The organism is Craurococcus roseus, from assembly GCF_039523795.1.
GTDB classification, from domain to species: Bacteria; Pseudomonadota; Alphaproteobacteria; order Acetobacterales; family Acetobacteraceae; genus Craurococcus; species Craurococcus roseus.
Window position 1 is genome coordinate 28207 of sequence record NZ_BAAAFZ010000011.1, and the last position, 7930, is coordinate 36136.

A 7930-nucleotide genomic window follows, 5' to 3' on the forward strand; every position below is an offset into this window, starting at 1 on the left:
GCGGCCCGGGCGCGGAAGCCCAGTGCGCCGGCGGCGCCGCAGGCGGCCAGGGCGGTGGTGAGGAGGGAACGACGAAGCATCGGGTTCTCCTGTACGCCGGGCGGCGCGGGCGCTGTCGCCAGCGGCGCGGCGTGCCCGGCAGAGATTGGTGTGTTGTCGAAGAGGCTCGGATCACGTCGGGGACGGGCCAAGCCCCATGCGCGTGGACCGCGCATGGAGCCGCGCAGCGACGCCCCGCTCACCCCTTCCAGAGAGGCGCGCCGTCCGCTCCCCGCACGGAGCCCCACGCCTCGCGGACGGCCTTGGCCACGGCGTCCGGGAGCGGGGCGTTGCCGCCGCGGGCCGCGATCTCGCCGCCGTTCTTCAGGGACCAGTCGAAGAACTTGAGCGCGCCGCGTACGCCCTCGACCCGCTCCGCCAACGGCTCCACGGGCACGAAGGCGAAGCCCGGCCCGGCGATCGGCCACACGGCCGGGCCGTCGAGGTCGACCGTGTCCGCGGCGAAGCCCCGCGCACCCCAGTCCGCCACGGAGGCGGCGGCGCGGAGGCTCGCCGCCTCCGGCTTCACGAAGGCGCCGGAGCGGTTGCGGAGCTGCGCGGCGGCGAGCCGCTTCGACACCGCGAAAGCGTTGGTGACGTAGCCGATGGCGCCCGGAGTCGCCTGCACCGCCTCGGCGACGCCCTCGTTCATGTGCCCGCCCTTGCCCACGGGCCAGAGCACCACGCTGCCCGCGCGCGGGCCGCCGTCGCGCCACGTCTCGGACGCGCGCGACAGGAAGGTGGTGGCGAGCAGGGTCGTGCCGGAGATGTCGCTCCGGTAGACGGGCGCGACCGCGAGGTCGGGCAGGCGCAGGCCGGGGTTGTGCTCCGCCAGCTTGGGGTCGTTCCAGCGCTTGATCCGGCCGAGGTAGAGGTCGGCGATGGCGTCGCCCGTCAGCTTCAGTTGGTCGACCGCGACCCCGGGCAGGTTCGCGGTGAAGACCACCGCGCCCAGCATGGTCGGGAACTGGACGAGGCGGAGGTTGCGGAGGCGGCCGGCCGACATGGGCATGGCGGTGGCAGAGAAGTCCACCTCGCCGTTGACTACCTTGGCCACGCCATCGTTCGTGCCCGCCGCGTCGTAGCTCACCCGGGCGCCGGTGGGCGCCTTTGCGGCCTCGCTCCACGCGGCAAGGGTTTGCACGGAGAAGCCGGCGCCGGCTCCCTTGACCTGGCCCTCCTGCGCGAAGGCCGGACGAGCGAGGAGGTGCGCGCCGGCGATCGTGCCGAAGGCCCAAAGGAAGGAACGTCTGTGCAAGTGATCTTCTCCTGTGGCGTGGCCTTTCTCCGCCGAGCCGGCTGAACAAGCCACTACGTTAACTGTTCGAAATATCTCACCGTCGAGGCGCGGGTTCCAGCTTTTTTCACGCGAAAAGTTTACTTTTTTGCCTCGAAGGTCTCGCCTTTCGCTACGCGTTGGTCGGGGCGTCCAGCCAAGGCGGCACCAGCAAGCTCCCGTTCCGGCCACGATCACATTTGGATGGCTGGCCGGCGCAAGTGAGCGCACTACGCTTTCTCGGCCGCCCGCCGCCGTCGCTTGGCGAGACCCGCGACGCAGGCCGGGCGCCCGCAACGGGCCGCGCCGGGCTGGCCCTAAAGGCGCGGCGGGGTGTCCTCAGGCCGCGTGCGCGTCAGTAGGCGTTCGCCATCTCGCCAGAAGTCGGTTCGACCGGCAGGCAGACCAAGCGGGCACCAGCAGGCGCGACCAGGGTCGCCGCCGCCCGCTCACAGGAAACCGCGTCGGGGTAGGTGCGGAAGCCCACGGTCGGCGTGTTCAGCGAGGCCGGGGCAGAGGCGGTTGCCGAAGCGTCGGAAGAGAGAGCCGGGCCGGCCAGCATGGCAACGGTAGCAGCGACAATGACGAAGTCGGGCATGTGCTTGGAACTCCATGCGCCCCGGTCTGAGCGGAGCGCATGGAACCTACTATGCGCGCTTGGCAGTTTTCAAACAGTAGTTGATTGTCATAGTCGGATAATCGCTTTTTGAGCAGAATCTCAGCAAAACGAGCCCGATTTCTGCAACGCCGGTGCTATTTCGGACCGCCGCTTCGCCCCGGAAGCGGACCTCAATCCCCGCCCGGCCCCGTCGGCAGCATCACCCACAACGGCCCCGGCGCGTCCACGACTTCCACCGGCAACATGCCCGCCGGATCGCCGTCCGCCTGCACCGGGACAGGGCCTGCCGAGGCGCCCAGCCGGACCCGCGCCGCGCGCCGGATCTCCACGCCCGGCAGGCGCGGCAGCAGGTCCAGCGGCAACGCCGCGCCGTAGAGCGCCGCCCGCGCCGGGCCGCCGCCGCGGAACAGCGCCACCTGGAAGCCGGGCTCGCCGGGCGCCGCGTCGGGCGCCAGCAGGTGCCGCCCGGCGTAGAGGCGGCCCTTGGTGACGATCGCGCTCACCACCGCCTCCGGCTCGGCGTCGTCCAGCGCGGCCGCGAAGCGCGGGAAGGGGTAGCGGACCAATTCCTTCGCGGCCTGCGCCACGTAGGCCGCCTTGCCGACCCGGCGCTTCAGCGAAAGGTCGAGGTTCGCCACCACCGCGGCGTCGAAGCCGGCGCCCACCATCTGCACGAACAGCCGCGAGGAGCCGTCGCCGAAGCGCGCCGAACCCGGGCGCAGCACGGCGGCGCGCCCCGCCGTCAGCACGCGCGCCGCGTTCTCGGGGCCGGGCGGCAGGCCGAGCTCCCAGGCGAGCACGTTGGCCGTGCCGAAGGGCAGGATGCCGAGCAGCGCCGCGGAACCGGCCAATCCGCTCGCCACTTCCGCGATGGTTCCGTCGCCGCCAGCGGCGACCACCATCCCCACGCCGCGGCCCGCCGCGTCGCGCGCCAGTTCCGTGGCGTGCCCGGGGCGGGCGGTCTCGGCCACGTCCGGCCGCAGCCCTTGCAGGCCGAGCGCTTCGAGGGCCCGCGCCAAGCGGCGCCGGCGGCGCCCGCCGGCGGCCGGGTTGAACACGATCAGCATGGGGCGCGGCGGTACATCATCCCGTGTGAAGCGCGCGTGACGGTCGCGTTGCGCGGCAGTGACGTATTGAGCGATCTGGTATCACCCTTTTGCGCGTCATAGAAGATTCATCGCCCAAGACGCCCTGTCCAGAGTAGTGCGGCGCCGAAAACCCCCGGCGAATCGGCAGCCGACCGCGGCGCCGCCCTTGCCGGTCCCGAAGCCGGACGCCCCGGAAGCCGGGGCGAGCGAGGGCGAGAGCGCGCGATGACGACAATCGGTGTGAAGCGCCGGTACCGGACCATCTTCCTTTCCGACATCCACCTCGGCACCCGCGGGTGCCGCGCCGACTTCCTCCTGGACTTCCTCCGGCGCACCGAATGCGACCGCCTCTACCTGGTGGGCGACATCGTGGACGGGTGGCGGCTCCGCAAATCCTGGCATTGGACGGAATCCTTCGACGACGTGCTGCGCCACGTCCTCGGCATGGCGAAGCGCGGCACCGAGGTGGTCTACATCCCCGGCAACCACGACGAGATGTTCCGCGCCTGGCTCGGGCTCGAAGTCGCCGGCGTGAAGCTCCAGCGCGAGGCCGTCCACCGGACGGCCGACGGGCGGCGCCTGCTCGTCATCCACGGCGACGAGTTCGACGGCGTGATCCGCTACGCCAAGTTCCTCGCCTTCCTGGGCGACTGGGCCTACGACTGGGCGCTGACGCTGAACCGCTGGTTCAACGCGGCGCGGCGCCGCCTCGGCTACCCCTACTGGTCGCTGTCGCAGTGGCTGAAGCAGCAGGTGAAGAGCGCGGTGAAGGCGATCGACCGCTTCGAAACGGCGTTGGCCAACGAGGCGAAGCGGCGCGGCCTAGACGGCGTGGTGTGCGGCCACATCCACCACGCCGAGATGCGCGAGGTGGGCGGCGTGCTCTACGTGAACGACGGCGACTGGGTGGAAAGCTGCACCGCGCTGGTGGAGCACGCGGACGGGCGGCTCGAACTCGTGGACTGGGCCAAGGAGAACGCCCTGTCCTTCCCGCAGGCGCCCGCCGCCCCCGCGCGCCGCGCCGCCGCGGCGGCTTGACGGGAGCCTCCCGCGTGCCGTTGGACGCGGCGGCGGCTTGACGGGAGCCTCCCGCGTGCCGTTGGACGCGGCGGCGGCGCCGTCGAGCGGACCGGCGATGGCGGAGTCGGGCGGCGGCCTGCGCCTGCTGATGGTGAGCGACGCCTGGACGCCGCAGGTGAACGGTGTGGTCCGCACCCTGTCCACCGTTTCCGCCCTGTTGCGCCGCCGCGGCGACGCGGTGGAGGTGGTGGGGCCCGAACGCTTCCGCACGGTGCCGACGCCGAGCTACCCCGAGATCAGGCTGGCGGTGCGCCCGCGCGCCGCGCTGGCGCGGATGGCCGACGCCTTCGCGCCCACCGCCGTCCACGTCGCCACCGAAGGCCCGCTCGGCTGGGCCATGCGCGCGATCTGCCTGGCGCGCGGCTGGCCCTTCACCACCTCCTTCCACACCAAGTTCCCGGAGTACCTGCACGCGCGCACCGGCATCCCGCCGCGCTTCGCCTGGGCGGTGCTCCGGCGCTTCCACGAGAGCGGCGCCGGCACCTTCGCCGCCACGCCCAGCCTGCGCGAGGAGCTGGCGCTGCGCGGCTTCACCAAGGTCCGCGCCTGGACCCGCGGCGTGGACCTCGACCTGTTCCGCCCGGAGCCGCGCGACCCGTGGGAGGGGCTGCCGCGCCCCGTGTTCCTCTACGCCGGCCGGGTGGCGGTGGAGAAGAACATCGAAACCTTTCTCCGCCTCGACCTGCCCGGCTCCAAAGTGGTGGTGGGCGACGGGCCGCAGCGGCGGGCGCTGCAAGCGCGCTTCCGGTCGGCGCACTTCGCCGGCTGGCGCCAGGGCGAAGCGCTCGCCGCGGCCTACGCAGGCGCCGACGTGTCCGTGTTCCCGTCGCGCACCGACACCTTCGGTTTGGTGATCCTGGAAGCGATGGCCTGCGGCACGCCGGTCGCGGCCTATCCGGTGACGGGGCCGCTCGACGTCATCGCCGGAAGCGGCGCCGGGGTGCTGGACGAGGATCTCGGCCGCGCCGCCAAGGCGGCGCTGGAGTGCGACCGCGCGCGCTGCCGCGCCCACGCCGAGAGGTACTCCTGGGAGGCCTGCGCCGAAGCTTTCCGCCAGCAGCTAGTGCCGGTCCGGAGTTGAGCGGAGGCGGCGGCGCGAAGCGAGGGCGGCCGGCCCTTCGCGCCGCGCCGCCCCTGCCCCACCGAAACTCCCTGAACGGAGCCTCCGTCTATTACCCCGGCGAGGGCTTAACGCGTCGTCAAACGAAAGCGATGCCGTCTGACACGTAAGGGAGGACCTTCGCGGTCGCCTCGCCCGAAAAGGCGAAGGCGTCCACCACCTCCGCCCGGCCGACGCGGCCGGCGTCCAGCCCGCCGGCCCAGAAGGCCAAGCCCTCCGGGTCCGCGGCCCGGTCCAGGACGTTCTGGTACAGGAGGTCCACGAAGGCCGCGTTGGTCGTGGCGCCGCCGTACTTCGCCCCGAACTCGGCCGAGCCGACGAGCGCCGTTTCCAACTGCCGCGTCGTCACGGCGCGCGATTCCAACGCGTTGGTCCAGAAGGCCAGCCCGGCGGCATCGGGCGGTCGGTCGAGCGTGGCCAGGTAGACACGCGCCACCGCGACCGCGTCCGGGTCCGGCGCCCAAACGCCGCCGGCGAGGGCGGGGGCGGTCGCCGCCTTGAACTCGGCGGAGTCGGAAAAGCCCAGCACCACGTCGGGCCGCGCCAAGGCGCCGCCGTTGAGGCCGCCGACCCAGTAGTCCAGCCCCGTCGCGTCCGGCGCCCGGCCTAGCACGTTCTGGTACAGCAGGGTCACGAAGCCCGCGTTGTCCGGCGCGCCGTAGCGTTGGGCGAATTCGGCGGAGGCGGTGAAGCCGGCGGCCACCGCCCTGGTCGAGGTCGCGCCCGCTTCCAGCGCCGCGGACCACTCGCCCAGGCCGATCGGGTCCGCCGGGCGGCCGAGCGTGGCGAGGTAGAGCCGGTACACGCCCGCGCCGAAGCCGTCCGGGCCGAAATACAGCGTCCCGTCCAAGGAGCGCACGGCCTCGATGGACAGGAGGGCGTCCACGCCTTCCGGGCCGGTCAACGCGCCGGCCACCGTGGGGTCGGACACCGCCACCTGGCGCCGCAGCGCGGCGGTCGCGGCCGTGTCGACGCCGTCGCCGCCGGACATGGTGTCGTTGCCGGGGCCGCCCACCAGCCGGTCGTTGCCGGGGCCGCCTTCCAGCCTGTCGTTCCCGGCGCCGCCGAAGGCCAGGTCGTTCCCGGCGTACCCAAGCAGCACGTCGTTCCCGGCGGAGCCGACCATCACGTCGTCGCCCCTGAACGCGATGCCGTAGAAGGCTTGCAGGTCGCCGCGCCCGATGAGGTCGAACGCCACGGCGGCGTCCACCGACAGCCCCGTGATCGCGAGGTCCGGGGCGTTGCCGGTGAGGTTGGTGATTGACGCCAGGGTGCCGCCCTGAATGGAGCCTTGCCTCGTGTAGGTGAAGGCGCCGTCGTAGAAGGTGGTCGTTTCGCCGTCGCTGACGGCGATGCGGCTGGCGCTCGCTTCCGTCACGAACCCTTCGAAGGACTCCGTCCCCGCCGCGATGTCCTCCGGCGTGTACAACACCAACTGCGCCAACCGTGCCTCCCCGTCCCGTGGCCCAGCGGCCTTTAAAGAAGATCTGGTGTCGAGTCCCCCCTTTTGTTCAGGGCCGAGCACACGTTCCGCCACGCGCGCGGGGCATGCCCGGAACGCTCGACCCCGCGCGCGAAAGGCGGGGCCATCACGGATGCAAACTGCCCGCTTTGCGGCGCCGGCCCAGGCCTCGCGGGCGGTGATGAAGCAGCAGGGCGCCGATTTCGCCGACCCGCCGCTGGCGCACACCGACAGGGGCGGGGTGACAGGCGGCGACGGCGACCAAGACCTCCGAAGCGCTCGGCACCGCCCGCGCGCCGCCACCCGCATGGCTTGGCCGGGACGGCGCCGGACGCCGCTTGCGCGAGCCGGAGACCGGCCGAGGGCAAGCGTCCAAAGGGCCGGCGGCATGCGCGCGGGGCGCGGCCGGTTCCGGTTGGAGGCCGCTCCCGTCCCCCGATTGGAGAAAGCGCTGGAGCCATGAGCCGTGCGGCAAGCACAGCGAGGCGGCAAGACCGTGAGACAGCAAGGAGGCGGGGCGGACGCCCGGGCCGCCCCTCCCGCCCCGGCCCGCGCCGTGGTAGGGCCTCCGTCCCCGCCATGCCCCCACCCCCATGCTCCGGCGGCTGATCCGCCACCCGGCCGCACAGGCGGCGCTGGCTCGGCTGCTCGGCCTCTACCTCTCCGCCGTTTACCGCACCACGCGCTGGACCCTGGTCGGCGAGGAGCACATCCGCGCCGCCTTGCTGCGGCCGGAGGGTGGCGGCCGGGCGCGGGCCGCCATCGCCGCTTTCTGGCACGAAAACCTACCCATGATGCCGATGCTCTGGCTGTCCGCGCGCCGGCGCCTGCCGGAGATGGCGCCCATGCGCGGCCACGTCCTGGTGTCCCGGCACCGCGACGGCCGCTTCGTCGGCGCCGTGGTGCGCCGCTTCCGGCTGGAGCTGGTCCACGCCTCCTCCTCGCGCGGCGGGCCCGCCGGCCTGCGGGCCATGCTGCGGGTGCTGGCCGCGGACGACATGGTGGTCATCACCCCCGACGGCCCGCGCGGCCCGCGGCGCGTGGCGGCGCCCGGCGTCGCCCAACTCGCGGCCCTGTCCGGATTGCCCGTGCTGCCCTGCGCCGCGCGCAGCACCCGCCAGCGCGTCCTCGGGAGCTGGGACCGCATGCGCCTGCCCTTGCCCTTCGGCCGCGGCGTGCTCGTCTGCGGCGCGCCGGTCGCCGTGGCGCGGGGCGGCGAGGCGGCGGCGCTGGTCGCGGCCGCCTT

General features: G+C 73.2%; 7 protein-coding genes. 3 read left to right on the plus strand and 4 right to left on the minus strand.

All coding sequences use genetic code 11. The features are described from left to right. Positions 1 to 238: 238 nt before the first annotated feature. The 3 genes from pstS to ABD067_RS06190 all read right to left on the minus strand — a co-directional run bounded on the left by pstS (position 239) and on the right by ABD067_RS06190 (position 3001). A complete protein-coding gene (gene pstS, locus ABD067_RS06180; protein ID WP_343894320.1) occupies positions 239 to 1297 on the minus strand; it encodes a phosphate ABC transporter substrate-binding protein PstS in 1059 nt (352 codons plus the stop codon). 373 nt (positions 1298 to 1670) lie between these two features. Next, positions 1671 to 1913, minus strand: a complete 243-nt coding sequence (locus ABD067_RS06185) for a hypothetical protein (RefSeq protein WP_343894321.1) — start codon at positions 1911 to 1913, stop codon at positions 1671 to 1673. Positions 1914 to 2104: 191 nt separating this feature from the next. Beyond that, the gene (locus ABD067_RS06190) at positions 2105 to 3001 is read right to left on the minus strand and encodes a diacylglycerol/lipid kinase family protein (RefSeq protein WP_343894322.1); all 897 of its coding nucleotides are present in this window, start codon (positions 2999 to 3001) and stop codon (positions 2105 to 2107) included. Between the two features lie 246 nt (positions 3002 to 3247). Here ABD067_RS06190 and ABD067_RS06195 point away from each other — a divergent pair, with 246 nt between their 5' ends. Then, positions 3248 to 4060 carry a UDP-2,3-diacylglucosamine diphosphatase gene (locus ABD067_RS06195; protein WP_343894323.1) on the plus strand — a complete coding sequence of 271 codons (813 nt, stop codon included), beginning with the start codon at positions 3248 to 3250 and terminating at the stop codon, positions 4058 to 4060. Positions 4061 to 4190: 130 nt separating this feature from the next. After that, a complete protein-coding gene (locus tag ABD067_RS06200) occupies positions 4191 to 5183 on the plus strand; it encodes a glycosyltransferase family 4 protein (RefSeq protein ID WP_456305238.1) in 993 nt (330 codons plus the stop codon). A gap of 118 nt (positions 5184 to 5301) precedes the next feature. On the opposite strand, the gene ABD067_RS06205 is transcribed toward ABD067_RS06200, so the two are convergent. After that, a complete protein-coding gene (locus ABD067_RS06205) occupies positions 5302 to 6666 on the minus strand; it encodes a DUF4214 domain-containing protein (protein ID WP_343894324.1) in 1365 nt (454 codons plus the stop codon). Between the two features lie 611 nt (positions 6667 to 7277). Between ABD067_RS06205 and ABD067_RS06210 the strand changes: the two genes are divergently transcribed. Next, on the plus strand, positions 7278 to 7930 hold a 653-nt coding region (locus tag ABD067_RS06210; protein WP_343894325.1), incomplete at its 3' end, for a lysophospholipid acyltransferase family protein.

Bases quoted from the DNA above. Each gene is read 5' to 3' on its own strand.
- ABD067_RS06185 (WP_343894321.1), bottom strand. From the start codon at position 1,913: ATGCCCGACTTCGTCATTGTCGCTGCTACCGTTGCCATGCTGGCCGGC.
- ABD067_RS06190 (WP_343894322.1), bottom strand. From the start codon at position 3,001: ATGCTGATCGTGTTCAACCCGGCCGCCGGCGGGCGCCGCCGGCGCCGC.
- ABD067_RS06200 (WP_456305238.1), top strand. From the start codon at position 4,191: ATGGTGAGCGACGCCTGGACGCCGCAGGTGAACGGTGTGGTCCGCACC.
- ABD067_RS06195 (WP_343894323.1), top strand. From the start codon at position 3,248: ATGACGACAATCGGTGTGAAGCGCCGGTACCGGACCATCTTCCTTTCC.